This is a genomic window from uncultured Psychrobacter sp., assembly GCF_947495825.1.
GTDB lineage: Bacteria > Pseudomonadota > Gammaproteobacteria > Pseudomonadales > Moraxellaceae > Psychrobacter.
Genome location: NZ_CANMAH010000002.1, coordinates 215235 through 240873, shown reverse-complemented (window position 1 = coordinate 240873; position 25639 = coordinate 215235). Strand labels below are relative to the sequence as shown.

22 protein-coding genes, 1 tRNA gene and 1 other RNA gene are annotated in these 25639 nt (G+C 41.7%); 21 read left to right on the top strand and 3 right to left on the bottom strand.

Annotation, left to right across the window (positions count from 1 at the left end; genetic code table 11):
- Window positions 1-91 precede the first annotated feature (91 nt).
- Window positions 92-559: an Lrp/AsnC family transcriptional regulator gene (locus tag Q0895_RS03820; protein WP_299185631.1), complete on the bottom strand. Its 468-nt coding sequence runs from the start codon at window positions 557-559 to the stop codon at window positions 92-94.
- Window positions 560-775: 216 nt separating this feature from the next.
- Between Q0895_RS03820 and rarD the strand changes: the two genes are divergently transcribed.
- A complete protein-coding gene (gene rarD, locus Q0895_RS03815) occupies window positions 776-1786 on the top strand; it encodes an EamA family transporter RarD (RefSeq protein WP_299185629.1) in 1011 nt (336 codons plus the stop codon).
- A 133-nt stretch (window positions 1787-1919) separates the two neighbouring features.
- Here the strand turns inward: rarD and smpB are convergent, their stop codons facing one another.
- On the bottom strand, window positions 1920-2396 hold the full coding sequence (gene smpB, locus Q0895_RS03810) for an SsrA-binding protein SmpB (RefSeq protein ID WP_058368136.1): 477 nt from the start codon (window positions 2394-2396) through the stop codon (window positions 1920-1922).
- A gap of 281 nt (window positions 2397-2677) precedes the next feature.
- Here smpB and coaD point away from each other — a divergent pair, with 281 nt between their 5' ends.
- The 19 genes from coaD (at window position 2678) to Q0895_RS03715 (ending at window position 23030) form a co-directional block, all read left to right on the top strand.
- Window positions 2678-3268 (top strand): pantetheine-phosphate adenylyltransferase, encoded by a 591-nt coding sequence (coaD, locus tag Q0895_RS03805; RefSeq protein WP_256713882.1) that lies wholly within the window; start codon window positions 2678-2680, stop codon window positions 3266-3268.
- A gap of 26 nt (window positions 3269-3294) precedes the next feature.
- Window positions 3295-3543, top strand: a complete 249-nt coding sequence (locus Q0895_RS03800) for a YfhL family 4Fe-4S dicluster ferredoxin (protein ID WP_058368137.1) — start codon at window positions 3295-3297, stop codon at window positions 3541-3543.
- A gap of 247 nt (window positions 3544-3790) precedes the next feature.
- The gene (gene bioA / locus Q0895_RS03795; RefSeq protein WP_299185626.1) at window positions 3791-5107 is read left to right on the top strand and encodes an adenosylmethionine--8-amino-7-oxononanoate transaminase; all 1317 of its coding nucleotides are present in this window, start codon (window positions 3791-3793) and stop codon (window positions 5105-5107) included.
- Window positions 5104-5826, top strand: a complete 723-nt coding sequence (bioD, locus tag Q0895_RS03790) for a dethiobiotin synthase (RefSeq protein WP_299185625.1) — start codon at window positions 5104-5106, stop codon at window positions 5824-5826. The genes bioA and bioD overlap by 4 nt, the downstream gene beginning before the upstream one ends.
- An 86-nt stretch (window positions 5827-5912) precedes the next feature.
- Window positions 5913-6274, top strand: an RNA gene (gene rnpB, locus Q0895_RS03785) — RNase P RNA component class A.
- 121 nt (window positions 6275-6395) lie between these two features.
- Window positions 6396-6472 (top strand) — tRNA-Met (locus Q0895_RS03780).
- A 250-nt stretch (window positions 6473-6722) separates the two neighbouring features.
- Window positions 6723-7535 carry an ABC transporter permease gene (locus tag Q0895_RS03775; protein ID WP_299185623.1) on the top strand — a complete coding sequence of 271 codons (813 nt, stop codon included), beginning with the start codon at window positions 6723-6725 and terminating at the stop codon, window positions 7533-7535.
- A gap of 61 nt (window positions 7536-7596) precedes the next feature.
- Window positions 7597-8268 carry an ABC transporter ATP-binding protein gene (locus Q0895_RS03770; protein WP_299185621.1) on the top strand — a complete coding sequence of 224 codons (672 nt, stop codon included), beginning with the start codon at window positions 7597-7599 and terminating at the stop codon, window positions 8266-8268.
- The gene (locus Q0895_RS03765) at window positions 8246-9352 is read left to right on the top strand and encodes a capsule biosynthesis protein (protein WP_299185620.1); all 1107 of its coding nucleotides are present in this window, start codon (window positions 8246-8248) and stop codon (window positions 9350-9352) included. The genes Q0895_RS03770 and Q0895_RS03765 overlap by 23 nt, the downstream gene beginning before the upstream one ends.
- Window positions 9353-9505: 153 nt before the next feature.
- The gene (locus Q0895_RS03760) at window positions 9506-11287 is read left to right on the top strand and encodes a polysaccharide biosynthesis/export family protein (protein ID WP_299185619.1); all 1782 of its coding nucleotides are present in this window, start codon (window positions 9506-9508) and stop codon (window positions 11285-11287) included.
- A gap of 56 nt (window positions 11288-11343) precedes the next feature.
- Window positions 11344-13797, top strand: coding sequence for a capsular polysaccharide biosynthesis protein (locus Q0895_RS03755; protein WP_299185618.1), 2454 nt, complete (start codon window positions 11344-11346; stop codon window positions 13795-13797).
- A gap of 131 nt (window positions 13798-13928) precedes the next feature.
- A complete protein-coding gene (locus tag Q0895_RS03750; RefSeq protein ID WP_299185616.1) occupies window positions 13929-15158 on the top strand; it encodes a capsular biosynthesis protein in 1230 nt (409 codons plus the stop codon).
- 424 nt (window positions 15159-15582) lie between these two features.
- Window positions 15583-17382, top strand: coding sequence for a translation elongation factor 4 (gene lepA, locus Q0895_RS03745; RefSeq protein ID WP_299185615.1), 1800 nt, complete (start codon window positions 15583-15585; stop codon window positions 17380-17382).
- A 103-nt stretch (window positions 17383-17485) separates the two neighbouring features.
- Window positions 17486-18388 carry a signal peptidase I gene (gene lepB, locus Q0895_RS03740; RefSeq protein ID WP_299185613.1) on the top strand — a complete coding sequence of 301 codons (903 nt, stop codon included), beginning with the start codon at window positions 17486-17488 and terminating at the stop codon, window positions 18386-18388.
- Window positions 18389-18576: 188 nt separating this feature from the next.
- Window positions 18577-18972, top strand: a complete 396-nt coding sequence (locus Q0895_RS03735) for a DUF4845 domain-containing protein (RefSeq protein ID WP_299185611.1) — start codon at window positions 18577-18579, stop codon at window positions 18970-18972.
- 202 nt (window positions 18973-19174) lie between these two features.
- Window positions 19175-19969 (top strand): ribonuclease III, encoded by a 795-nt coding sequence (gene rnc, locus Q0895_RS03730; RefSeq protein WP_058368149.1) that lies wholly within the window; start codon window positions 19175-19177, stop codon window positions 19967-19969.
- Between the two features lie 188 nt (window positions 19970-20157).
- Entirely contained in the window at window positions 20158-21330 is a 1173-nt protein-coding gene (gene era, locus Q0895_RS03725; protein ID WP_299185608.1) for a GTPase Era, read from the top strand.
- A gap of 46 nt (window positions 21331-21376) precedes the next feature.
- A complete protein-coding gene (locus tag Q0895_RS03720; RefSeq protein ID WP_299185607.1) occupies window positions 21377-22123 on the top strand; it encodes a DNA repair protein RecO C-terminal domain-containing protein in 747 nt (248 codons plus the stop codon).
- A gap of 133 nt (window positions 22124-22256) precedes the next feature.
- On the top strand, window positions 22257-23030 hold the full coding sequence (locus tag Q0895_RS03715) for a pyridoxine 5'-phosphate synthase (RefSeq protein ID WP_299185605.1): 774 nt from the start codon (window positions 22257-22259) through the stop codon (window positions 23028-23030).
- 61 nt (window positions 23031-23091) lie between these two features.
- Here the strand turns inward: Q0895_RS03715 and Q0895_RS03710 are convergent, their stop codons facing one another.
- The gene (locus Q0895_RS03710; protein ID WP_299185604.1) at window positions 23092-23733 is read right to left on the bottom strand and encodes a GspH/FimT family pseudopilin; all 642 of its coding nucleotides are present in this window, start codon (window positions 23731-23733) and stop codon (window positions 23092-23094) included.
- A 627-nt stretch (window positions 23734-24360) separates the two neighbouring features.
- Between Q0895_RS03710 and Q0895_RS03705 the strand changes: the two genes are divergently transcribed.
- Window positions 24361-25629 (top strand): OmpA family protein, encoded by a 1269-nt coding sequence (locus Q0895_RS03705; protein WP_299185602.1) that lies wholly within the window; start codon window positions 24361-24363, stop codon window positions 25627-25629.
- Window positions 25630-25639: the final 10 nt, after the last annotated feature.

Below are 25639 nucleotides of genomic sequence, written 5' to 3'. Positions count from 1 at the left end.
CGTGAGATAATATTGCAGTATTTACCATTTATAGGTGGTTAATAACGATAAGTCCGCTAAATATATCGACAATACAACAGCTTATCTGTGGTTAATCCAACAAAATTTTTGTCCCACTCTTTGTAAAATTCATCACAAACTGACTGCTGAAACTACGTACATTATTCTCATGCGTCAGTAGATTACGGGTAAACTGATGATAGTCTTGCATGTTCTTTGCATTGACCATTAGCATAAAATCCGCGTCCCCTGATACTTCATAACAGCTCATTACTTGCGGTTGATCACTCATCAAGCGCTCAAATCGGTGCTGCATAGAGTTATTCGAGCGTAGCATTTGAATCATCACCACTGCCGTTAGACCGTAGCCAACCTTATTTGGATTAACGATAGCGACTTGTTTGGTAATAACACCATTATTGACAAGTGATTGAATACGTCGTTGGGCCGTAGCGATAGACACGTGAACACGTTCTGCGATTGTTTTTAATGGCAGCGTTGCATCATCTTGTAATAAATTTAAAATGGCTTTATCAATATCATCTAAAGTTTCACTCATTGTATTGGCTCTTATAGAAAGTATTATCACTATAACCTAATAGTTGATAAATAATTCAGTTTAGCACTAGTAATTTGATAAAAAAATTCAAAATAGTATTTATATAGAGATAATATCTCGTAGTACCTTAGTAGAATAAAACATACCGATAAAGCTTGTTCTATACAAAATAAAAGCTGATCTCTCTAACGTTTATTCAAACTTACGGTGCTGATTATGTCTATCTCAATGCTATCTAATACATTCGCAAATACTATTGCGCGCATGCCGTTACCTGCAATGTGGACAGCGGGCAGCGTTCAGCAACGTACATTAATAATGGGCGTGGCATTGGCCGTATTATCAAACCTTCTATTTGGCGTGCTTTATGCGTACAGCAGCTTTTTGGCACCATTATCAGGTACGCAAGTATTCATCTGGCGGATGTTAGCGATGTGGACGGCTTTGGTAGGGTATCTCATGGTTAGCGGCCGTTTGAGGATGCATGTTAAAAAGTTAAAAAGCTTGCGCTCCATTAAACAATGGGCATGGTTGCTATTGCCGACACCGATATTTCTTAGTCAATTTTGGCTGTTTATGTGGGCACCAGTCAACGGTCAAGGCGTCCAAACCGCGATGGGATATTTTTTATTTCCCCTCATGATGGTGGTGTTCGGCTGCGTTTTGTTTGGCGAAAAATTAAGCCGTTTGCAATGGTTGGCTGTTGCTTTTGCCGCATTAGGCGTGGGCAGTGAAATTGTGCGCACCCAAAGCGTGTCTTGGGCGACCTTGTGGGTTTGTGGTACGTATCCGCTGTACTATATCATTCGCCGTCTGCAAGGTATTGGCGCAATCACTGGATTATTGGTCGATTTGACTATTTTTGCACCATTTGCAATGGCTTACTTATTCTTCGTTGCACCGACCAGTTTGATGCTCGTTAGCGGTTCTGGGTTTTTTATTATGATGCTAGTAGGATTAGGCATACTTAGTGTGTTGGCGATGAAAACCAACGTCGATGCTAGCCAAATGTTGCCAGTAAATGTCTATGGCATGATGAGCTATATTGAGCCTGCGCTATTATTTATCTTAGCTATCACGGTACTTGGCAACCCATTTGAGTCAGCGATGATATACAGCTACGGATTGATTTGGTTAGGGATAGGTTTTTTGATTATTCATGGCGTCCGTCAATTACGTAAGGCAAATCGAGAAACAAAAGCGACGCTAACTGCTAAAACCGTCTAAATAGTTGTCAGTACAAGTAGATTGCTTTTGTGAAACTATATTTATACCTAGAACGAAAAAAGGACGACACAGCTTAAAGTTGAATCGTCCTTTTTTTGAATGCTAATACCGTAAAGTAAATTTAGTTAGGGTATTAATCCAAATGCTGTTTAAAGCCGCGCTGCTTATCACGTTCCCAATCACGGTCTTTTAAGGTTTTGCGTTTATCATGCTGCTTTTTACCAACTGCCAGCGCTATTTGACATTTCACCATAGAGCGCTTCCAGTAGCACGATAACGGCACGCAAGCATAGCCTTTTTGATTGACCGCGCCGTAGAGTTTGTCAATCTCGCGGCGATTGAGCAGCAGCTTACGCGTACGGATACTATCAGGGCTGACATGCGTTGAGCTTGATAATAGTGGCTGAATGTGTGCCCCAAACAAAAACGCTTCACCGTTACGAAAGGTGATATAAGCTTCGGTAATGGACATTTTACCAGCACGGATGGCTTTGACTTCCCAGCCTTGTAGCGACAATCCTGCCTCGAACGTCTCCTCGATGAAATACTCGTGACGCGCTTTTTTGTTTGAGCAAATCTGATTGTCAGGTTTTCTTGATTTTTTTGACATAAACTCTCCATAAGGACCGCAATATACCAGGTCCTTGTCTAACTATTCCTCATCGTAACCCTGTTATTGGATCATTACTTTAACAAAAGCAAGAGATGAGTCGAACCGTCTATTGTAGCAAAGCTGATGCTAAAAATGTTAGGGCAAATGTAGTCATGCGTGATCGCTGTTTAGTGCATTTAGATTAAAAATTATACTAAGTACTGACCATAGATAAGTATTATGTTTAACCAAAATTTGTTAGCATAAGCGCTACTATTAACCAATAAATTAGCCGCGCCATGAATCCAGTAACTACTTCTAATGACTTAGATTCTAATACCCCAAATTCTAATACGTCGGAGCTTTCGAACGCTGCCACATCTCTAGAATCTTCAAGGTCTTCAAAGCTACATACCAAAATTTTATACCCAGGTACTTTTGATCCTATTACGAATGGTCACGTCGATTTGGTCACCCGTGCGACCAAGTTGTTTGATGAAGTGGTGATCGCTGTTGCTTCAGGTCATCACAAAAAGCCGTTGTTTAGCTTTGAGGAGCGTGTTGGCTTGGTAGAGACTGTATTTGCAGACTTACCGCAAGTATCGGTGGTGGGCTTTGAAGGACTATTGGTAGATTTTATGCGTGAAAAAAATGCTACCGCGGTATTACGAGGCCTGCGCGCTATGTCAGATTTTGAGTATGAGTTTCAGCTCGCCAATATGAACCGTGAGCTTGATGAGCGCTTTGAAGCAGTGTTTTTGACCCCATCTCAGCATTATTCATTTATCTCATCGACGATGATTCGTGAGATCGCCAAGCTTGATGGTGATGTGAGTAAATTTGTGCCCAAGTGCGTCTCACAAGCTTTTATTAACAAACTTGGCTCATAGCCCTACTTATTTAATAGGAGTAGTTTATGGCTTTATTAATCACTGACGAATGTATTAACTGTGACGTATGCGAGCCAGCTTGCCCAAATGAGGCCATCTCAGAAGGGGAAGATATTTATGTCATTGACCCCGATCTATGTACTGAATGTGTCGGTCATTTTGATGAGCCACAATGTGTGGTCATCTGTCCTGTGGACTGTATTCCTAAGGATCCAAACCACCTTGAGACCGAAAATGATTTGTTGGCTAAATATAAACGTATTACTGGTCAATGATGCGTTGTAGATTATGCTATTGATAAATACTCAGCTCAAAATAAAATCGATACGTTAATAGTTGTATGCGACTGGTATAAATTTCCCTTGCTTGCTGCTATCACAGAGGCTACGAAAAATTCATCCCAGTCGCACTTTACCTATTTTAAATTGAGTTCACTATCTATATGGAAGTGCTAAAAACTAGGAATAATATGACGAATATGGACATTCAATTTTCCCCACGTTTGATGTTTAAGAGTGTGCTATGACGAAACCTGCTACTAGCGATTTTGATCAAAACCACCTGTGGCATCCTTACGCCAGCTTACCGCCCACTTATCCTAATATCGTTATTGACTATGCAGAGGGTATCTACATCGTCACCGAAGATGGTACGCGCCTTATCGATGGCATGTCGTCATGGTGGGCGAGCGTACATGGATATAATCATCCCAAACTAAATACTGCTATCACAAAGCAGCTGGGCAAAATGGCGCATGTCATGTTTGGAGGGTTGACGCACAAGCCGGCGATAGATTTGGGTCAAAAGCTGCTCTCTATCGTACCAAAAGGCCTAGATGCTATTTTTTATGCTGATAGCGGTAGTATTGCAGTAGAAGTGGCTCTTAAAATGGCGCTGCAATATCAAATCGCGGTTGGACGTATTAATAAAAACCAATTTGCCTCGACCCATTCAGGCTACTATGGCGATACCTGGCATGCCATGAGTATCTGTGATCCGGTCAATGGCATGCACAGCTTATATGGCACGCAATTGCCGACGCAGCATTTTGTTTCTGCGCCGCCTATGGGGTTTGAGCATAAGTTAACGCAAGACGTGCGCGATGAATTAACCCAGTTTTTTGCCAACAACAGCGATAAGCTTGCCGGATTTATTATTGAGCCTATTATTCAAGGCGCAGGCGGTATGCGCTTTTATAGTCCTGAATACCTGCAACTGTTACGTAAGCTATGTGACGAGTATGACGTGTTGTTAATCGCTGACGAGATTGCCACGGGCTTTGGACGCAGCGGTAAGCTGTTTGCGTGTGAACATGCTGATATTAGCCCTGACATCATGACCATTGGTAAGGCGCTAACAGGTGGTTATATGACATTTGCTGCCACCTTATGTGCAAGACAAATCGCGGATACTATTCATCACAGTGATTATCCAGCGCTGATGCATGGGCCGACCTTTATGGGTAATCCACTGGCATGCGCGGTCGCTTGTGCGTCGATTGATTTAATTATGTCTTATGATATCGAGGCGCGTACGGCGAATATGCAAGCTGTGATGCAGCAGCAGCTTGCGCCTGCTATGGCATTAAATGGTGTGAAAGAAGTGAGGTGTTTGGGAGCAGTTGCCGTAATAGAGCTAGAGATAGCCGTTGATATGCCAGTTTTTCAAGCATTGTTGATCAACAATGGTATTTGGGTCAGACCTTTTGGAAAATTGGTCTATATTATGCCGCCTTATGTCATTACTGACGATGAGCTAGTGACATTGTGCCAAGCGCTACTAACCGTTGTCACTTCTTATTTGAATCAGGTTTCTGTCGCCAATAGAGCTTCAATATGAGCGTCCTATTTATATCCGGTATCGATACCGACATTGGCAAAACTTACGCGACTGGAATAATTGCTAACGCATTGATGCAACAAGGCGTCAACGTCATCACTCAAAAGCTGGTGCAAACGGGCGTGTCCATAAATCCAAAAACGGGCGAGATGGAAGTTGCTGATGACATTATCACTCATCGTAGGTTAATGGGTATTCCTCTACAGTCTTATGATTTGGATTTTACAACCTGTCCTTATCGTTATCACAAGCCTGCCTCACCGCATCTGGCGGTAAAACTTGCCAACGCAGTTTTAGACCCTGATGTCATCACTCACGCGACGCGGCAATTGCAAGTAAACTATGACGTGGTGCTGCTAGAAGGCGCAGGTGGTTTGCTCGTACCTATTACAGAGCAATTATTAACCTTAGATTATATTGCTACTCAAGGCTATCCTATTATATTGGTAACTTCTGGACGTCTTGGCAGTATCAATCACACGCTGCTTAGCCTTGAAGCTATTACTCAGCGCGGTTTGTCTGTGCATAGTGTAATTTACAACCCCATTCATGATAATGCTGCTCAGACAGATGCTGAGATTGCTAATAGCACGATTGATTTTTTGAAAAAACACCTACAGCAGCACTATCCAGCTACGCATTGGCTCAAGTTGCCATATATAAAGGCTGAGCAACCTAGAGCCTTGCCAGATTTTTGCCTGCCAAACGACTTTGTCTGAGACTGCTAAAGTCTACTGCTCGATGAGTTAAAATTAAACACAAAAGATATTTCCAGATAATCCTTTGGTTTGCTATACTAGCGCCCTTGGTAGACTAGGCGATCGCCGCTGCATACTGTTTAACAGACTTGCAGGGGAGGAAAGTCCGGGCTACATAGGGCAGCGTGCCAGCTAACGGCTGGGCGGGGTAACCCGACGACCAGTGCAGCAGAGAGCAGACCGCCTCGCGTCAGCACGTGAGGTAAGGGTGAAAGGGTGCGGTAAGAGCGCACCGCGTGGGTGGCAACATCTCACGGCATGGTAAACTCCACGCGTAGCAAGACCAAATAGGCATCGGCATGGCGCGGCCCGCGTTCGATGCGGGTAGGTTGCTTGAGCGTATCAGCGATGATACGCCTAGAGGAATGATCGTCCACGACAGAACCCGGCTTATCGGTTTACCAAACCTTTTTTATTGTTTATGCTCTAATATTTACAACTAATTTGAATTAAATTTAGATTTTTTGCAAAAAAAGCCAATTAGGGGTTGACGATATCCACCTCTATCGGTATTATACCGAGCCTTAAATGGCGATGTAGCTCAGCTGGTTAGAGCGCACGACTCATAATCGTGAGGTCGAGAGTTCAAGTCTCTCCATCGCCACCATCTATATAGCAGTAATGTGTAGTATGAATAAATCCAATCCTTTGTGGTTGGTTTTTTTTTGTCTAAAATAAGTCGTTAGACAGTGTCTGTATTAATGATACAAGCTCAATAAACAATCATTACTACTGCTATTTACTTGCCAATTTCTTGCTAAATCATAGCTTTATCTACCTACTCACAGATTATTTCTTGTAACTTATGTCCCTCTTACTTATCATAGGGGCTGTTTTTGGTGAAGTCCTGTAACGCTATGTCTGTACAATTGCCTCCTTATCGTCCTATTAAGCATCGCAGTGGCCTTAAAGTCATGGGCGCCGCCTTTCATGCTTTACTAATGCGTGAGCTGCAAACGCGCTTTGGTGGTTATCGTTTGGGCTACCTGTGGGCGCCATTGGAAGTTATATTCCAAGTGGCCATTTATTTGATTATATTTGGCACTATTATGACTCGAGTCATGCCTGGAATAGACTATATGCTATTTTTGGTTGCAGGCTTAGTACCGTTTCGGATGATGAGTACGATAGCGACAAGGTCATTGGGAGCAGTAGAGGCCAACCAAGGCCTCTTAATGTACCGATCAGTCCGTCATATTGATGTCATCATCGCGCGCTCGTTTTTAGAGTTGGTTATTTACTTTTTTACCTTTGTGCTTTTATTAGCGATATTGTTTTTTATTGGTATTCCTATTAGTTTTGCGCAGCTACATATAGTGCTATTTTGCTGGATAACCTTATTTTTATTTGGTTTTGGTCTTGCCCTTATTATGATGGTAGTAGGTTACTATGGTGGCGAGATTAGCAAAATTATTAGTTTAGTATTTACTATTTTATATTTTGCTTCAGGAATTATTTACTCTATTCATCTTGTTCCAGAGCCCTATTTTAGTTACTTACTTTACATACCATTCACTCATAATATCGAGTTAATGCGGCATGCTTTAGCACCTAATTATCCTTCTTATCATATTGATATTGGATATTTTCTAGAATGGATGGTAGCGACAAACTTCTTAGGTCTGCTTATGTATAAAGCGGTAGAAAAGGATTTGATACGTTCAAAGTAAAATATCTAATAACTACCAAATACAGTGTTTATAGGAATTAGTTCTAACTCATGGTAAATAAATGATTGAAATTAAAAATATTTCTAAGTCGTTTATGACTAAGCAAGGTCGGCATTATCTATTTAAAGACTTAAACCTGACCATTGGTGATAAACAAAGTGTGGGTTTGCTAGGCCGTAATGGTGCTGGTAAGTCTACCTTGCTGCGCATCATATGCGGACTTGACGAGCCGGACCACGGTGAGATTATTACTGATTCAACGATTTCATGGCCAGTCGGCGTTGCAGGTGGCTTCCAAGGCAGTTTGACTGGACGTCAAAACGTCCGTTTTGTCTGTCGTTTATATTCAAGTGGGCCCTACATCGATGAAAAGATTCGCTTTGTCGAAGAGTTTGCTGATATCGGTAACTATTTTGATATGCCAGTCAAAAGCTACTCATCAGGGATGAAGTCACGCTTAACTTTTGGTTTGAGTCTAGCTTTTGATTTTGATTATTACATGCTCGATGAAGCGGGCGCTGTTGGTGATGCCGCTTTTCGTAAGCGTAGTGAGGATATTTTGGCAGCTCGCCGTGAGCAAGCAGGATTTTTGATAGTGTCACATAATATCGGCGATATTAAGCGTAACTGTGATATTGGTATTGTGTTAATGGATCAAACAGCACTCGTGTTTAACGATACAAAAGAAGCGATTGAAGTATATGAAGAGCATGTCCACAAAGCGAAAAAATAAGATAGTTAACTTCTCGCTGTTTATCGGCTTGGTAATCCTGCCTTGGGTGCTGGTGATTTTTTATGTCATGACGCTTGCACATCCGCGCTTTATCTCCACAGCTGACGTAGTGGTCAAGCAAGTTAGTGATGCAAGCGTACCCTCTGGCGGTGGCTTATCGGCGCTGCTTGGCGTTAATAGCACAAGTAAAGAAGATGCTACCTATCTGACCGAGTATATCTTGTCCAATGACATGATCAAACGTCTTGATAATAAGTTTCAATTTCGGGAAGCTTATTATGTCGATGGCTCAGACCCTATCTATGAGATAGACCCTGAAGCGTCACAAGAAGAATTGCTTGAGTACTTCAAAAAGCGCGTTCATATTGACCTAGATGAACAAAGTTACATACTTAGTGTCTCGACAGAAGCTTTTGATTCTGATTATGCTCATGAGCTCAATAAAGCCATTTTGGGTGAGTCTGAGCAGTTCGTCAACCGTATCTCACAAGAAGTCGCGCGCGATCAGCTGGTGTTTGCCGAAACCCAACTGGAGGAGTCACAAGATCGCTTAAATGAAGCCAAAGAGCAGCTACTCACTTATCAAAATACTAACGAGATCTACGATCCGCAAGCCAATGCGCAGATAGTGAATCAACTGATTGGTAGTTTACAAGCGCAGTTAAGCTCACTACGCACCGAAGAGCGGCAGTTGCTTAGCTACTTGAATCCTGACGCTCCGCAAGTGGTGTCATTAAGAAGTCAGATTAGAGCGGTAGAGGAACAAATCAGTCAAGAACAAACTAAGCTGACCTCGCCAAATACGACCAAACTAAATCGTCAAGCAGTTCAGTTTGAGACGATTAAAGCAGACGTCGATTTTGCGACCGAACTCTATAAGCTATCGCTATCATCGCTTGAAAAAGCACGTTTAGAAGCTTTTAAAAAGATGAAAAACCTAATCGTCATCTCCGCCCCTTACGAGGCTGAAGATGCGTTATATCCGCGCCGTGCTTACATTATCTGGACATCGCTGGCGTTATTACTGATGCTTTACGGCTTTGTACGGTTAGTCATGGCAGTCATACGTGATCATCGTAGCTAGTTTGGCATTGGTGTTTAGAAAGTAACAGCTGGTTATTAGTACTATAAGTGGTTAGAAGCTTAAGGTACTTAATAACCATAAACGATTTGATAAACTTGGCTTATATAAGCAGATATCAGCAATGATCGACAGATCAGCAAAGGAATACCGCTCATGAACATGAAACCACGCCCAATCGTGATGATGATTAAAGTGATCAGTTTGACGATGGCTGCTACTAGTCTTCCAGCATTGGCCGCAACCAGTTATGCGGATCAAATAGCGGGATCTAGCTTTGGGACCAATGCCAATAATAATAGTCAAGATCAAAACCGTAATAACATCAATGTCTCGACTCAAGCATTTGCAGGCGGTGTTCCTGGTCAAGCCACGACACAAGAGGCAGTTAACGCAGCAAGCTTACCGAGTCAATCGGTTATTAATACCACCCACGCTTATCAAGATATCAATACACAAGATTTGATGTTCGGTGAGCAATTGTTTCGCGGTGCGTTTTCTACCACATCAGGCTCCACTTTTAATGACAGCTACGTCATCAACCCTGGCGACAATGTACAGGTACGTATGTGGGGCGCCTATCAATTTGCATCGACTATGACCGTCGATCCGCAAGGAAATATATTTCTACCCAATGTTGGTCCAGTGCGTGTATCTGGTGTACAGAACGGCAACCTACAAAACGTCGTTAAAAGTGCTGTTAACCGTATTTATCGCTCAAACGTTGGTGTTTATGCATCATTAGAGCAAGCCCAGCCCGTTAAAGTGTTTGTCACAGGTTTCGTTAAGCAACCTGGTTATTATGGCGGACTTGCCGCAGACTCAGTGTTGTCATACTTAGATCGGGCAGGCGGTGTTGATCCCACTCGCGGCAGTTACATTGATATTCAAATCAAGCGTAATGGTCAGCTATTACAGCAAGTCAATCTATATGATTTCTTGTTAGCGGGTAAGCTGCAGCCATTCTCTTTTCGTGATGGCGATGTAATCACGGTGGCACCGCAGAAAAAAACCTTTGCCGTAGGCGGGCAGGTCCAGAACGAATATACTTTTGAATTCGATGTCAACGACTTGACCATTGGTGATGTATTGCAAGTTGCCAATCCAGCTGCCAATGCAACCAACGTCAGCATCACTCGCAGTGCAGGACGTGCACAAACGGCAGAATATTACTCGCTTGCTGAAGCACAAAATGTGCCTGTCTATAATGGCGATCAAATGGTCGTCACCTCAGATCGCTACGCTGGCACAATCGCGGTACAAGTAAAAGGCGCTCATACTGGTAATGGTGCTATGGTCGTGCCTTATGGCGCTCGTCTAAAAGATATCATTCCGCAGTTACAACCAAGTCCATTAGCGAAGCTTACGCACTTGACGATTTACCGTGAGTCAGTGGCTGAGCAGCAAAAACGCATGATCAACGAGTCACTTGATCGCTTAGAAGAATTAACGCTAGCTACTCAATCAACGACGCGTGAGGAGGCAGCGCTACGTCAAGACGATGCCAATCTGGTCAAGCAATTTGTAGCCAAGGCACGTACTGTGAGACCTGATGGTCAGATAGTAGTTGTACCAAACTCTTGGCAGGATATCATCCTTCAGCAAGGCGATGTCATCGAAATACCTGCGCAAACATCAGTGATTACTGTCAATGGTCAAGTACGATCACAAGGCGCGCTGACCTTTAATCCAGACTTTACGGTTGGTGATTATATTGCTAATTCAGGCGGCTTTGGAGACAACGCTGATACCAAAGAGATCTTAGTAATTCATCAAAATGGGGCGAATGAAGTGGTCAATACTGCGTATCGCATTCAACAAGGTGATGAAATCATGGTCTTACCAAAGGTCAAAACCAAACGTGTAGAGATTACCCGCGGAATCTCACAGATTGTCTATCAATTGGCAGTCGCGGCTAAAGTTATTTTAGACTTATAACTATGTGATGCTTGATACATAAGTTAAGACATAAATAGTTAACAAGGATATTAGAGATGGCAAAAAGCGTAGCACATGAAGGCAAGATGACCTTAACTTCTACCTCTAATGATGCGCTACGTTTGTTATCAACTCAACGACGATTACCCAATAATCTAGCAGTAATTGGTAAAGGCATGCGTCGTAACAACGAGCTGTTATCTCAAGTATTACAAGCTGATATTCAACGCTGGTATCCATGGTCAAGAGTACAGCAACGCTTTAATTCGACTATTCAAACGCCCGACGCCTTTATCGGTTGGGGGCACAAAAAAAGCTATCGACGCGCTAAAAGAGCAGCAGATCGTCAACAGCTTGCAACTTTAAGTATCGAAGATGGCTTTTTGCGCTCTCTAGATTCTGGTATTGGCAGTCGTCATGGACTAAGCATGGTGGTTGATGACATCGGTATCTACTTTGATCTAACGCAAAGCTCACGCCTTGAGCAATTAATCGCTGCACGCGCTAAAGAATACGCTAACTCTGATAGTAATATTTTAGATAAAGTACGTGCTCGCCAGTTGATAACACGTATTTGCGATAAAAAGTTAAGCAAATATAATGCTGTGTTTACTTGTCCATCACTAGATGAACTGATTGCTAAAGAAAACATCAATCAAAAAAAAGATTCAGTACAGTCGCACGTCCTCTTACTTGATCAAGTCGCTGGCGATGCTTCTATCAAAGGTGCTGGTGCAAGTAAGAGTCAGTTTAAGCGCATGCTAAAGGCTGCCTGTCGCAACCATCCTAATGCCTATATATGGATTAAAGCGCATCCTGCCGCCAAGTCAGGTTACCTGACCAGTCTCAAGCTACCTAAAAATGTTCGACTATTAACGCAAGCTCTTAATCCAATCGCGCTACTGGCACAAGTAGATCATGTCTATACAGTCAGCTCGCATATGGGGTTTGAGGGGTTGATGCTAGGCAAGGCTGTACATTGCTTTGGGGTAAATTGGTATAGCGGTTGGGGACTCACTGATGACAGCGGCGCACCAAAACGGTTGCTAAAAACAGTTAAAAAGCGCCGTCAAAACTCAACAGCAACGTTAGAGACATTATTTTATAGCGCTTATATTGATTACAGTCGCTATGTCGATCCAGCTACGAGGCAGGCATGTGATATTGATACTGCAATTGAATGGTTGGTAACCAATCGCCATTGGCAATCGCATCTTGAAGGTAATTTGACGGTATATGAGTTTAGCCGATGGAAGCTGCCTTTCGTTAGAGCCTTTACTGGTCTGCCGCGTACGACATTATTTATCAAACCAAAGCCGCGTCTAAAAAACTTGCTACATCCAGATCATTTTAAAGTTGATTACAACCAGCCTTTATTGGTATGGGGGTTGGCTAAACGTCAACAAGTCCAAAAACAGCTACAAAGTAAAGTTTCAAAAAACAGGATTTTGGATATTCCTGCTATCTATTGTATGGAAGATGGTTTTATCCGCTCAAATGGTTTGGGTGCGACGCTTCTTGCGCCATTATCGGTGGTGATAGACAAACAAGGTATCTATTATGATGCCACTCAGCCCTCAGATTTAGAAACCTTACTCCGCAACTGTAAAGCGTTGACGCCACAGCAAAATGCACGAGTACAGAGGCTTCAAGCAAAACTGCTTACTCAGCGAGTGAGTAAATACAACGTCGGCACAGAAGTCAATGCTGCGGTTGATACTACTGACAAAGCAGACACTATTGAGCAAAAAAAGCAATGGATGCAGGATGCAAAGGTATCTGGCAGACCACGTTTGCTTATCATTGGGCAAGTAGAAGACGATCTGTCGGTACAGTATTGCGGCTCAGATATTAAGACCAATCGAGGTCTGATTGAGCGTGTCAGACGAGATAATCCTGATGCCTATCTGATTTATAAACCGCATCCCGATGTAGAAGCTGGTCTACGAGCAGGCAAAGTTGATAAGGAGTGCTTAGCAAAAGTACAAGCAGTTGCCTATGATGCAGCGATGCCTGATTGTTTAGAGTGCGTCGATGAGGTACATACGATTAGTTCATTGACTGGCTTTGAAGCATTATTGCGCGGGCTAAAAGTGACTTGTTACGGTTTGCCGTTTTATGCAGGGTGGGGCTTGACGACTGATATAGATGCGCAGTTATCACCAAAAGCGGATTATCTACAGAGGCGAAAGCGGGATACAGCATTATCGCTTGAACAACTACTGTACTGCGCACTCATACGCTATCCACTATATCGTTTACCTGAGGGTTATGGACTTGCACAAGTAGAGCAAGTGGTTGATTACTTATATCCTTCTAAGCACCGTAAAGAGACGTCTCAAAAGATGTCACGTGATAGTACGGCCCATATAGCCACTATTTTGCCAGTAAAGTCATCTACGTTATCTACGCTATCAAAGCTCACTAATCAGTTTAAACGCCATACTGCTACGCGCTTTATGCAACAGCGTCATCGATGGCAACAGCATCTGCGTAAAAAAAACCAGTAAGCCTAAAATAAAACTATTACGACAATTATGTTTTTTTCGGTATAATTTGTGTACAATTTAGCAGTTATTATATAATTGCTTTATCTGTTTATCGCTACTTTTTAACTTTCTAACCGACGGTACATACTCTTATGGCAGCTTCGATGCATCAATTGCTTACTCATCGACATGTCTTGCTGCTACAAGGAAAGATGGGTGGGTTTTTCAACCGTTTTGCAACATTCTTGCAAACTCAAGATATCCAAGTAAGTAAAATTAACTTTAATGCTGGTGACGCATTTTTTTATCGTCATTCTAACGCTCATGATTATGTAGGGACTTTGGGTCAGTTTTCCTCTTGGTTACAAGCTTTTATTGAAGAGCACAGCATTGATGCGATTGTCTGCTTCGGTGATTGTCGCCCGCATCATACGCAAGCTGCCTGTTTGAGTGAGAAGTTAGGCATATCCTTTTTTGTTTTTGAAGAAGGCTACTTACGCCCCGATTATATTACCTTACAAGAGCACGGTATCAATGGTTACTCACGCTTAAACATTGCTGATATTAAAGCGCTCAAAAAAGCCAATGACAAACCATTATATACGCACAATCGCTTTTATCGGTTAAGTATCGCTGCTATCGTTTATTATATCGTTACTCGGCTATACAAGTCGCGTTATCCGCATTATTCACATTATCGCGGGATGACAGCATGGCAAGAAGCAATCGCTTGGTTAAAAGCACCTTGGCGTAAGTTGCGCGGGTATCTACCCGATAAAAAACTACAAAACCATCTCGTTACTCAAGCAGATAACAACTACTTTTTAGTCAGTTTGCAAGTGCACAATGACTCACAGATCACCCACCATAGTGGTTATCGTGATGTAGTACAGTTTATAGATGAGGTTATTGCAAGCTTTGCTAAGCATGCTGATACAAAGCAGATGCTCGTATTCAAGCATCACCCTTTAGATCGTGGTCATCGTGATTATCGCGAATTGGTGGCAAGCCTAGCAGCCCGCTATCAAATCAAATCTAGAGTATTTTATGGTTGTGATATGCACCTACCAACGCTCATGAAACACAGTATTGGTATGGTCACCATAAATAGCACGACAGGCTTACAATCGGTGTATCATAAAAAGCCTACCAAGGTTATGGGACGCGCTATCTATGATACTCCTAAGCTGACAGACCCTAAGACGCTCGCGCAGTTTTGGCAGCAGCCTAAATATCCAGACAATGAGTTTTATTTAAGGTTTCGCGAGTATTTGATTGAACAAACACAGATAAATGGAGCGTTCTATGGTAAGTCGCCATGGATGTATAAATATTTGCAGCGGCCCGTGACCACGGACATAGTGTCTGATACAGCCAAATAATGTTTTAGGCATAGTGACCAATTTGTTTGGTGCAATGATTCATAGTCAATTACCGGAAGCCATAAACCTTAAATTTTGTGGCTGATACAACGGTCAACGCTAATCAGTCGTTGATTTCACTTTTAACCAGATCGCTACTAACAAAATCTCCTTACTTTACAGTGGAAAACTGCTAGAATACGCTCATATGTCTGTGTATATTAGCAAGCGTCGTTCGTCTTGATTTGAATAATTAATGTCATTAATTCAGTTTAACCAAACACGCTTTGACTACTATCACCGACCACACTAATCTTTGCTATTAACTCTATTTTGCAACATTTTTATCATAATTAATATCTAATAACCGTTCGTTTTTTACTATTGTTCACGTATCGTTGTTCAATAACGGTTATCCAATCACCTTTTATTTAGTAGGCGCTTTGTGACTGCATTAGCCAATATTCGTAACTTTTCTATCATTGCCCACATTGATCATGGCAAATCAACGCTTGCTGATCGATTTATTCAAATGTGCGGTGCCTTGCAAGATCGTGAAATGCAAGCACAAGTACTCGATTCCATGGATATCGAGCGTGAGCGTGGTATTACCATTAAAGCACAGTCAGTAACCCTGTTCTATGACCATCCAAATGGTGAACGCTATCAGCTTAACTTTATTGATACGCCTGGACACGTCGATTTTTCATATGAAGTTTCTCGCTCATTAGCCGCTTGTGAGGGCGCCTTGTTGGTTGTAGATGCAGCCCAAGGCGTAGAAGCACAGTCCGTTGCCAACTGCTATACTGCCGTTGATCAAGGCTTAGAGGTACTGGCAGTCTTAAACAAGATTGACCTACCGCAAGTTGAGCCTGAGCGTGTCATTCAAGAGATTGAAGATATTATTGGTATTGAAGCCATTGATGCGCCGCGTGTTTCAGCCAAGTCTGGTTTGGGCGTCGATTCCCTGTTAGAAGCGCTCGTGGAGTTTATTCCTGCACCAACTGGTGATCGAGAAGCCCCGCTGCAAGCCTTGATTATCGACTCTTGGTTTGATAGTTATTTAGGTGTGGTCTCTTTGGTGCGTGTGCGTGAAGGCACAGTAAAAAAAGGCGATAAGATTTATATCAAATCGACCAAAGAGGCGCATCCGGTCAGCTCTATTGGTGTATTTACGCCCAAGCCTGTCGATACAGGTATTTTAGAAGCTGGGGAAGTGGGCTTTATTATCGCTGGTATTAAAGATATTGCAGGTGCTCCTGTCGGTGATACGATCACCCACGCCAAGACGCCAGATGTCGAGCGTATCCCAGGCTTTAAACAAGTCACCCCGCAAGTCTATGCAGGTATGTTCCCTGTTGATGCCAACGATTTTGAAAAATTTCGTGAAGCACTACAAAAGCTGCAAATTAATGATGCCTCACTATTTTTTGAGCCTGATACCTCTGATGCATTAGGCTTTGGCTTTCGCTGCGGCTTCTTGGGTATGCTGCACATGGAGATTATCCAAGAGCGTTTAGAGCGTGAGTATGACTTGGACTTAATTACCACGGCGCCCTCTGTTATCTATGAGATTGAAAAGAAAGATGGTGAAATAATCTATGTCGACAACCCTTCAAAATTGCCAGAACCGAACAATATAGAAGAGTTTCGCGAACCGATTGCTCGTTGTCAGATTTTAGTGCCGCAAGATTATTTAGGCAACGTTATGACGCTGTGCATCGAGCGACGCGGGGTGCAGGTTGATATGCGCTTTATGGGCAAGCAAGTGCAGATAATCTTTGATATTCCAATGGGTGAGGTGGTCATGGATTTCTTTGACCGTCTAAAATCCGTCTCTCGTGGGTTTGCATCGCTTGATTATAACTTTGAGCGTTATCAAGTAGATAAGCTGGTAAAAGTTGATGTGTTGATCAATGGTGATAAAGTTGATGCCCTAGCGATGATCGTACATCAGGATCAAGCGCGTTTCCGTGGTAATCAGTTAGTGACCAAGATGAAAGAGCTTATCCCGCGGCAGATGTTCGATGTGGCCATTCAAGCGGCAATTGGTAGTCAAATCATTGGTCGTAGTACGGTCAAAGCCATGCGTAAAGACGTCCTTGCTAAGTGTTATGGCGGGGATGTATCGCGTAAGAAAAAGCTGTTATCTAAGCAAAAAGCAGGCAAGAAGCGTATGAAGCAAGTCGGTAACGTCGAGATTCCTCAAGAGGCTTTCTTAGCGGTACTGCAAGTAGATAGTTAATGGTTTAAACTGTTTTACCTTGTTTTTGCAAATGATACGTCGCATGTCGTTATTCTTAGCGTTAAAGTCGTGAGATAAGCAGCTCTTTAATAGGCAAATGAGTATGGATTTTGATTTTAATTTGATTTTGGTGCCATTAACGTTAGGTCTAGGGCTAATATGGCTACTAGATAAGTTGGCATTAAAACAGCGTAAAACCCGTGGCCATGGTAAAGAGAGCTTGTTGGTACGCTGGGCTTACGACTTTTTCCCTGTCTTAGCAGTGGTGTTGGTTGTACGCTCGTTCTTAATTGAACCTTTCAACATTCCATCATCTTCTATGGTGCCAACTTTATATACTGGTGATTTTATCGCGGTTAATAAGTATGCGTATGGTGTACGCTTGCCTTTGACGTATAATAAAGTGTTGGACACGGGGAGTCCTGAACACGGCGATGTGATAGTATTTCGCTACCCTGAAAACCCCAGCATCTATTATATAAAGCGTGTCATCGGTTTGCCTGGTGATACTGTCAGCTACAGCCAAGGACAGCTTGCGATCAATGATGTACCAGTCGATACTAAGCCAGTAGATTTTGATGCTAATAAAGATCTAACTGCGCAGCTTTATCCTGCTGGTCAAGTAACGACTGGTCAAGTATTGACTGAGTCTGAGGCTATGAAAATGGGCCAACAAGAAGAAGAACAGGCTCAGTATTTTCAAGAAACACAAGGTGAGAATAAGCATTTAGTGCGCTATTTATCAGGTATGAATAGCTCGCAATATGCGCCGTTTTTGCAACAGCAAGCACCAGAAGTGGTAAGCTCAGCAGGTACAGAGTGGCGCGTCACCGTGCCTGCTGGCGAGTACTTTGTGATGGGTGATAACCGTGACCGTAGTGCTGATGGCAGGTTTTGGGGATTTGTACCTGATGAGAATTTAGCCGGTAAAGCTGTGTATATTTGGATGCATAAACCACCTGGGCTTAATCTGCCGACTTTCGCACGTAACGGCTCAATTGATTAGTCGCTATTCTATTGATTGATTATTGTGCTAATATCAATATTAACCCTAATTAAATTAATATATATACTGTATGTACTTCATCAACCATGTTGCGCAAGAGATGCACAAAATGGTTATAGAACATTAAGACATAAACACCAATAGAGCATGAAATACAATTATATTATATTGAGTCATTAGGAGAATTTATGCCGCAGCAGTTAACAGGGTTGTCGTCGCAACGTGGGTCTGGTGTGACTAGCATAGTTTTATTACTTATTATTATCGTTATTGCTGGCAAGTTGGTGATTGCCATTATGCCTGCTCAAGTTGGAGACTATCAGCTGAGCAAAACATTAGGTACTCAGCTAAAAGAAGCCAATAATAATGGCGAGACTGCAAAACAGTTCGTTGAACGTGTCAATCGTCAACTGTCTATCAATGCTGATTATGACACGACTGCTGAAGAAGTATTTACTTTTACCAATAAACAACCAGGTCAGCTTGCTATCTATAAGGATTATGATAAAACCAGTCATTTCTTTGGTAACGTTGATATCGTTAATCGTTTTGAAGGTGAGATAAACGCCGCTTCAGTAGAGTAAATATCGACATAAGTAGCTGTTTTATCGTTTATAGTAGATGGAAGTTAACCAATTAAAAAGCATTCACCATTTGTAATAACTGATCTGCAACGATTAGCAAAACATAGGCTGTTTATAAGCGTTTAATAGGTTTTATACAGCTACTCTACCAACTATTTAACCGTATGAATTACCAACATTAAAGGATAACCAAAAGCCACGCATGAAATCAACTTCACAATCATACAAAGCGCTGCCTACCGCCAAAAAAAATAGCGCAACTATGGAGACTTTACCTAAAGGCTCAGATTTTGTTCAGCGTCTGGCAGTATTGACTCGCAAATTAGGCTACGAGTTTAATGATTTGAGTTTGCCGAATTTGGCTTTAACGCATCGCTCGTTTGATAGCAAAAAAAATTACGAACGTTTAGAGTTTTTGGGGGATGCGCTGCTTGGTATGATTATTGGTGAGGCCTTATACCATCGTTATCCAAATCAAAACGAAGGACGCCTGACGCGTATGCGTGCCACGTTGGTACGTCAAGAATCATTGGTGACTATTGCGCAAAATTTAGATCTATCCAATCATCTGATTCTAGGAGTTGGTGAACGTAAAGGTGGCGGCCGTAACCGCGCCTCGATATTGGCCGATGCCGTAGAGTCATTAATTGGCGCTATTTATTTAGATAGCCAAGATATGGAAGTTACTCGTCATTGCGTATTGGCCTGGTATGGTGATCTTATTGATAACGTCAACGACCAAAAAGCTCTCAAAGATGCCAAAAGCCGTTTGCAAGAATGGCTACAATCTAAACAGTTTGATTTGCCTCATTACGAGTTGGTTGAAACACGAGGCAATGCCCCTTATCAGATATTTGTAGTACGCTGTCAGGTTAATATTAACAACTGTCCTGATATTACTGAATCTGGAGAGAGTCGCCGTATTGCAGAGCAAAAAGCAGCTGAATTAATGATTAATCAGTTACATAAGCTACCTGGTGTATTTAAAAAACGTTGATGGTTTTAGCTTTACACTATATTTGATTCATATAAGCGCTAAGACATTGATAAAAAATTTCTATCTTTCATGTTTTAATAGATGATATAAATCTTCAAACACCTTTAAATCAAAATAAGCTTAGTTGGCACGATCAGTATATAAAATGTGCTGCTAAGATTATTATCAAAACCCCACAGGATTACCTTATGAGCAATCATAACGACTTGCCATTAACTCCCAAAAATAATACCCATGATATGACACAAAACACTGATACCAGTCAAAATGATACTGTAGAAAACGTTGAAGATATGCAAGAAACAAGAAAAATAGGTGAGTCATTAACAGCTGTTCAGCCGCACGATAGTAGTGGTGCTGACGAACATGATAATAGCATTACTCTTGAAAACAATGCTGCGATTGATGGGTTTTTTGCGCCAAGTAGTAACAATGGTGTTGCTAACGACTTTAAAGCAGGTTATGTAGCGATTGTCGGTCGTCCAAACGTTGGCAAGTCGACTCTGATGAATCATCTGCTGGGTCAAAAGCTATCAATTACTTCCCGTAAGCCACAAACAACGCGCCATCGCATACATGGTATTTTGAGTACCAATGAGATGCAGGCAGTATTTGTAGATACACCAGGTATTCATCATAATGAAGTACGTGCTATTAACGAGCGTATGAATAAAGCGGCCGTATCAGCATTGGTAGATGTGGATTTAGTATTGTTTGTGGTCGACTCAGACCAGTGGCGTGAAGATGACTTGTTGACGCTACAAAAGCTTGGCGAAACTGATTTGACGGTCGTGTTGGTCATCAATAAAGCAGATACGTTGAAAGATAAAGGCACGTTGCTCCCATTGATTGAAACGTTTAATGAGAGTTTTGACTTTGCTGATATCGTACCCGTTTCGGCTTTAAAGAACCAAAACTTAAATCGTCTTGAAGAGGTAATCGCGTCGCATCTACCGAATGCCACACCTATTTATGACACTGAACAGATTACCGATCGCTCAGAGCGTTTCTTGGCCAGTGAAATCATTCGCGAAAAAATCATGCGTAGTGCAGGTGATGAAGTACCTTATGATCTCACTGTACAAATTGATGAATTTAAAGATGAAGCGGCTCATACAGATCCCAAAACTGGTCGTCCACGTAAAGCCTGTACTTTCATTGATGCCACAATATATGTAGAGCGTAATGGACAAAAAGCTATTGTAATTGGTGAAAAAGGTCAACGTATCAAGCAAGTTGGAATAGATGCACGCAAAGATATGGAGCAATTATTTGGCAAAAAGGTCATGCTAACTTTATGGGTAAAAGTCAAGCGTGGTTGGTCAGATGATGAACGCGCGCTCACCAGTCTAGGTTATTAATTTAAAATAAATATTTAGCCTATGTATAGTGCTGAGGTAATAGACGATGCGTAATGAAGCGTTAACAGGGTATTTATTACATCAGCGTCCTTATCAAGAAAAACGGGCACTTTACTATTTGTTCTCTTGGCAACATGGCGTAGTGCACGGTATTGGCAAAAAAGGTGCGCCTTTATTTGAGCCGCTCCAACTGTTTGCGACAGGTAAGCGGGATCTAAAGACCTTTAGTCAGATTGGTTTATTGCCGGCAGAAGATAGTTTTACAAAAGATGCTATAACCACTGAGCCAACACGTTACCAGCAAATAAGCGGTCAGCAGCAGTATGCAGCTTTGTATTTGAACGAGATACTGTGGAAGCTATTGCCCAGCGAAGATCCAATGCCCGTATTATGGCAGCATTACCAAGACAGCTTGATGCAGTTAAAGCAGCCATTGACCGCAACTGCACTTAGATTATGCTTACGTCAGTTTGAGTCTCACTTGTTTCAAGAATTGGGCTTTTCTTTGGCGCTAGCCCATGACAATGTATTAGCGCCTATCGAACCTGATACTGATTATCGGTTTTTATCTGATGTAGGTTTTGTCGCTACTAATCAACCTGATAAAACGACGATTAATTCGTTACAAACACTTTTTACTGGCGCCGATATTATCGACATGGCACGTCTAGGAATATCTGAGCCCACATTGAGCAATTGGTCACGGCTTCATAAACATCTGATTGACCACCTGCTTGATTATCAGCCGTTACAGAGCCGTTTACTATGGCAGCAGCAGCAACGTTACCAATGATAGCGTCAACCTTTAGTCAAAGCATAGTCGATAGTCGTAAGAAGTATGGTCGTTTAAAAAGTATTTAAGCCAATGCTACTGTAGCGTCATTATCTATATATTATATCGGGTCTCGTTATCAAAAGGATTTCTTATGACCACATCTTTACAGCATTCATCGAAAAGTACAGTAAAAACACCTTTACTCGGTGTTAATGTTGATCATGTTGCAACCTTACGTCAAGCCCGCGGGGTTGGCTATCCTAGTCCTTTAGAAGCAGTGCTATTGTGTGAGGAGGCGGGAGCAGATGGTATCACTATACATTTGCGTGAAGATCGTCGTCATATTCAAGACTCAGACGTCTATGAGATAGCAGAACAGTTGACGACCAGACTGAATTTAGAGATGGCAGCAACATCTGAGATGTTATCTATTGCTCATAAAGTTAAGCCGTATTGGGTTTGCTTAGTGCCTGAAAAGCGTGCGGAGCTAACGACCGAAGGTGGACTGGATGTAGCAGGGCAGATCAGTTATTTAAAACCCTATATCCAAGACTTACAGGCCAAAGAAATTAACGTTTCTTTATTTATAGATCCAGATGAGGAGCAGATTTCTGCTGCCGTTGCCTGTAATGCTGATGCTATTGAGCTACATACTGGTACTTATGCTGAATTAGGTCTGGTTGGGAATATTGATGCGCAAAAGACCGAATTAGAGCGTATTAAACAAGCTGTGACCATCGCAAAAGATCTAGATAACCAGTTGCTTATTAATGCAGGCCATGGTCTAACTCGTGACAATGTAAACGCTATCGCTCAAATCGATGGTATTTATGAGCTCAATATTGGACATGCCTTAATTGCTGACGCTGTATTTGTTGGTTTGGCGCAAGCAGTAATTATGATGAAAGCGGCAATGCATAAGTGACTTTTTAGATTGAGTCTAAGCTAATATGCCTCTAATAATGTTGCTACAATAAATAATGCATTTATACACAACCAGTAGGGTGTCTATCATTAGGTTTGTATGTGATATTACCATTTTGATTAAAAGAAATTTGATACATAGCCTGACTATACGTCGGGCTTGGACAGTATTTTATGTGACCAAAGTGTCCTCGAGGTTTGCCACTATCTCCCCAAAACTTGGTGTAATGACGTTGGTTTCCTACTCGTAAACTCAATGTACTATATTTAGGGTTTAAAGTTTCTTCATTGACTAAAAGGTCTATTTGAGCATCAAAGTGCTTATTATTGTTGTTATCTACAAATAATAGAAGCTTTTGATCACTATCTCTATGACAGCGTCCTCCTGCATCAGATAAACATACTAATAAATTCTGCCGTCGAATAAAACTTTCAGCTTTTGCTATTTTTAAAGTGCTCTCTAGTTGATTCTTGATACGTTTGGCTTCCATACTTGCTAGTTGATCCATGATCGCTGGCGCTGCAATGGTTGCGATAATAGCTAGAATTGCCACTGTTACTATAAGCTCTACAAGATTAAAGCCGCTTTGTTTGTAAGGTTTTAAAGAGCCCTCGTTTGTTAAAGGTTTAACGAGACTTAGGTAAAATAGAGTAGGGTTTGTTACTTTATGAACGTTTAATAACGTATGACGTAGCTTAATCATATATAGTCATCGCCTATACCATAGATTGAATTATATAAGTTGATTTCATTAGCTTCATACGTTTAAATCAGGTCTTACGTTGATACCTTTTCATATACAAGACGTTAACTCTTAAAAATACCCGCGACTTTTAAATTCACAAATTTTTAACAATAATATCTTTAATATGACATTTCAGATCAGCTTAAAATAACAAGTATCCATACTAGAATAATGTTCACTATTAAATATATACGAATTATAGTACGACTGTCAAAATTTGTTTCAATTAGTGAAGACTAACCTTTTGTAATAGAGAAAAAAATTCGATTGTATTAAACTAACCGCAGACAATAAGTAGAATTTACTCTACTTCTATTGCGAATTAACATTCAAAAGACTAAAATTGCAACGTATGTTAGTTCTTAGTAAAACAAGCAGGCTATTGTGTTTGTGTTGCAACACTATCGTGTAATAATGTGTAGCTGCCTAACGAAAAAAGTTGTAAACTTAATAGATAGTCGATAAGCTACTTCCTAATTAGTTTTGTTGTATAATTATGCATTCGTAAAAGATGTCTACTTTTATTACATCTTAGGAAGCGGTTTTGCTTAATGCATCACTCAAATCATCCTTTGGAGGAAGTCCATGAAATTGAATAAAATTGCTCTAGCTTTGGTTGCCGTAGCAGCTGCGCCTTTAGCAGCTAATGCTGGCGTTACTATTAGCCCGCTATTACTAGGTTATCACTACACTGATGAAGCGCATGATGAGCAGCGTGAAATCTTACGTACTGGTAAAAACTTACAAAATAACACTGATCGTGAAGGTAATCCTAACGGTGGCGTTGCTAAAGAAAGTAGCCTATATACTGGTGCTGCTCTAGGTATTGAGCTAACTCCTTCTACTCAGTTCCAAGTTGAGTATGGCGTATCAAATGCAAATGGTGAAGCGTCTGAAGACTCTGCTGAGTCTGGTGCTAATCGTTTTGACGTCGAACAAACGATGATTTCTGGTAACTTCTTGATCGGTACTGAAGAGTTTACTGGTTATACTGATAGCGCGTTCAAACCATATGTATTAGTTGGTGCTGGTCAGTCTAAGATTGAAGTAGAAAATCAGGAAACTTATATCTCTGACGTTACTGGTGAAGAAATTTCAGCTGGTACTGAAGTATCATCATCGAAAGATACTATCGGTAACCTAGGTCTAGGTGCTATGTATCGCATCAACGACGCACTAAGCCTACGTGGTGAAGCTCGTGCGATTCATAACTTTGATAACAACTGGTGGGAAGGCATGGCATTGGCTGGTCTAGAAGTTGTCCTTGGTGGCCATCTATCGCCAACAGTAGCAGTACCACCACAAGTTGAGCCTGAAGTATCTGTTCCACCAGTAGTAGTGGTTGAGCAAGACGTTGATTCAGACGGCGACGGTGTACCTGATAGCATCGATGAATGCCCAGGCACTCCAATGAACGTTGTTGTTGATGAGCGTGGTTGCCCAGTAGCAGTAGATATTACTGACGAGCTAAAAATGGAACTACGTGTATTCTTTGATAACGACAAATCAGCTATCAAAGACCAGTACAAAACTGAAATCGCTAAAGTAGCTGAGAAGATGCGTGAGTATCCTAACTCTAGCGCTCGTGTAGAAGGTCACGCTTCTAAAACTGGTCCTTCAGCACGTTATAACCAACGTCTATCTGAAGCTCGTGCAGTTGCTGTGAAATCTATGTTGACTAACGAATTTGGTATCGCTCCAAACCGTCTATCAACAGTTGGCTACGGTTATGACCGTCCAATCGCACCAAACGATACTGAAGAAGGTCGTGCAATGAACCGTCGTGTTTATGCCATCATCACTGGTGACAAAACTATGACTGTTGAACAAACTAAAGACATGGTTATTCAATAACATATAGCCA

What these genes read in the sequence shown, in the direction of transcription:
- Q0895_RS03820 (WP_299185631.1), bottom strand. Translation starts at nt 559, where the DNA reads ATGAGTGAAACTTTAGATGATATTGATAAAGCCATTTTAAATTTATTA.
- rarD (WP_299185629.1), top strand. Translation starts at nt 776, where the DNA reads ATGTCTATCTCAATGCTATCTAATACATTCGCAAATACTATTGCGCGC.
- smpB (WP_058368136.1), bottom strand. Translation starts at nt 2,396, where the DNA reads ATGTCAAAAAAATCAAGAAAACCTGACAATCAGATTTGCTCAAACAAA.
- coaD (WP_256713882.1), top strand. Translation starts at nt 2,678, where the DNA reads ATGAATCCAGTAACTACTTCTAATGACTTAGATTCTAATACCCCAAAT.
- Q0895_RS03800 (WP_058368137.1), top strand. Translation starts at nt 3,295, where the DNA reads ATGGCTTTATTAATCACTGACGAATGTATTAACTGTGACGTATGCGAG.
- bioA (WP_299185626.1), top strand. Translation starts at nt 3,791, where the DNA reads ATGACGAAACCTGCTACTAGCGATTTTGATCAAAACCACCTGTGGCAT.
- bioD (WP_299185625.1), top strand. Translation starts at nt 5,104, where the DNA reads ATGAGCGTCCTATTTATATCCGGTATCGATACCGACATTGGCAAAACT.
- Q0895_RS03775 (WP_299185623.1), top strand. Translation starts at nt 6,723, where the DNA reads ATGTCTGTACAATTGCCTCCTTATCGTCCTATTAAGCATCGCAGTGGC.
- Q0895_RS03770 (WP_299185621.1), top strand. Translation starts at nt 7,597, where the DNA reads ATGATTGAAATTAAAAATATTTCTAAGTCGTTTATGACTAAGCAAGGT.
- Q0895_RS03765 (WP_299185620.1), top strand. Translation starts at nt 8,246, where the DNA reads ATGTCCACAAAGCGAAAAAATAAGATAGTTAACTTCTCGCTGTTTATC.
- Q0895_RS03760 (WP_299185619.1), top strand. Translation starts at nt 9,506, where the DNA reads ATGAACATGAAACCACGCCCAATCGTGATGATGATTAAAGTGATCAGT.
- Q0895_RS03755 (WP_299185618.1), top strand. Translation starts at nt 11,344, where the DNA reads ATGGCAAAAAGCGTAGCACATGAAGGCAAGATGACCTTAACTTCTACC.
- Q0895_RS03750 (WP_299185616.1), top strand. Translation starts at nt 13,929, where the DNA reads ATGGCAGCTTCGATGCATCAATTGCTTACTCATCGACATGTCTTGCTG.
- lepB (WP_299185613.1), top strand. Translation starts at nt 17,486, where the DNA reads ATGGATTTTGATTTTAATTTGATTTTGGTGCCATTAACGTTAGGTCTA.
- Q0895_RS03735 (WP_299185611.1), top strand. Translation starts at nt 18,577, where the DNA reads ATGCCGCAGCAGTTAACAGGGTTGTCGTCGCAACGTGGGTCTGGTGTG.
- rnc (WP_058368149.1), top strand. Translation starts at nt 19,175, where the DNA reads ATGAAATCAACTTCACAATCATACAAAGCGCTGCCTACCGCCAAAAAA.
- era (WP_299185608.1), top strand. Translation starts at nt 20,158, where the DNA reads ATGAGCAATCATAACGACTTGCCATTAACTCCCAAAAATAATACCCAT.
- Q0895_RS03720 (WP_299185607.1), top strand. Translation starts at nt 21,377, where the DNA reads ATGCGTAATGAAGCGTTAACAGGGTATTTATTACATCAGCGTCCTTAT.
- Q0895_RS03715 (WP_299185605.1), top strand. Translation starts at nt 22,257, where the DNA reads ATGACCACATCTTTACAGCATTCATCGAAAAGTACAGTAAAAACACCT.
- Q0895_RS03710 (WP_299185604.1), bottom strand. Translation starts at nt 23,733, where the DNA reads ATGATTAAGCTACGTCATACGTTATTAAACGTTCATAAAGTAACAAAC.
- Q0895_RS03705 (WP_299185602.1), top strand. Translation starts at nt 24,361, where the DNA reads ATGAAATTGAATAAAATTGCTCTAGCTTTGGTTGCCGTAGCAGCTGCG.